Below are 1,130 nucleotides of genomic sequence, written 5' to 3' on the forward strand. Positions count from 1 at the left end.
ACGAGGCGCACGCCTTCATACGACGGCTTGGCGATGCGGATGCCTGCTTTTTCCGCGCGCTGCTCAAAGGTATCGAGCACGCCCTGGCCATAGGCGCGGAAGTCCTCCTCGCCCATGATCTTCATGCGGTACTCCTTGCTCTCGACCGGCTCGCCGAGCTTCTTGATGAGTGCACCGAGGTCACGGCCCTGTGCCTTGGCCTTCGTCGCCGCAATCAGGAGCTTGACGGCCAGGTAAGCGCCATCGTCGAGGTAATAGTTCTCGGAAAGTGCGCCGTGGCCGCTCGTCTCGATGGCCAGCGGCGAAACGACACCAGCCTTGTTCTGGCGGATGCACTCGTCGATGACATTCTTGTAGCCGCGTTTGTAGCGCAGATGCTTGAGTCCGAGCTCATCCTGCAGGAATTCCGTCAGCTCATCGCTCGTCACGGAATCCGTGATGATCGTGCTGCCCGGATAATCCGGTGCGAGGATGGCGGCCATCATGGCGATCAGGGCATTGCGGCTGATTTCCTTGCCATTCTTGAGGACGGCGCTCATGCGGTCCACATCCGTATCGAAGATGAAGCCGAGATCTGCATGCGCATCGAGAACCGCTTTCTGGATGGCGGCCATGGCCTGCTTGTTCTCCGGATTCGGGATGTGATTCGGGAAATGGCCGTCCGGCTCGAGGAAGACGCTGCCCGACGTGTCGGCACCGAGGCGGCCGAGAACCTGCGTCGCGAAGAAGCCGCCCGCGCCGTTGCCGGCGTCGACGACGATATGCATGCCCTTGAGCGGCGTATCGCCCATGTTGAGCGCTGCACGGATCTTCTTGCGCAGATGATGGCAGTAACGGTCAATGAGATTGTATTTCTGCACCTTCGTCAGGTCGCCCTTTTGCTCAGGGAAGCGGGCTGCCGCCTCGAGGATTGCGATGATATCCTCATGCTCGACGCCGCCGTCCTTCGTGAAGAACTTCAGTCCGTTGCGGTTGAACGGCAGATGGCTGGCCGTGATCATGATGGAGCCATCCATCTTCGTCTCCGGGAAAACAATGGACATGAACATCGAAGGCGTCGAAGCCAGACCGCAGTCCACCGTGACGGCGCCGGCTGCCGTCAGCGCCTCCAGCACGGCATTCTTCAGCAT

At 60.4% G+C, this 1,130-nt stretch carries 1 protein-coding gene; it reads right to left on the minus strand.

The window, feature by feature from the left end:
• The coding region (locus DWX75_RS11695; RefSeq protein ID WP_233519602.1) for a phosphomannomutase/phosphoglucomutase at positions 1–1,130 on the minus strand (1,130 nt) is incomplete at both ends.

The organism is Mitsuokella sp. AF21-1AC (assembly GCF_003458855.1).
In the GTDB taxonomy this organism is placed as follows: Bacteria; Bacillota; Negativicutes; order Selenomonadales; family Selenomonadaceae; genus Mitsuokella.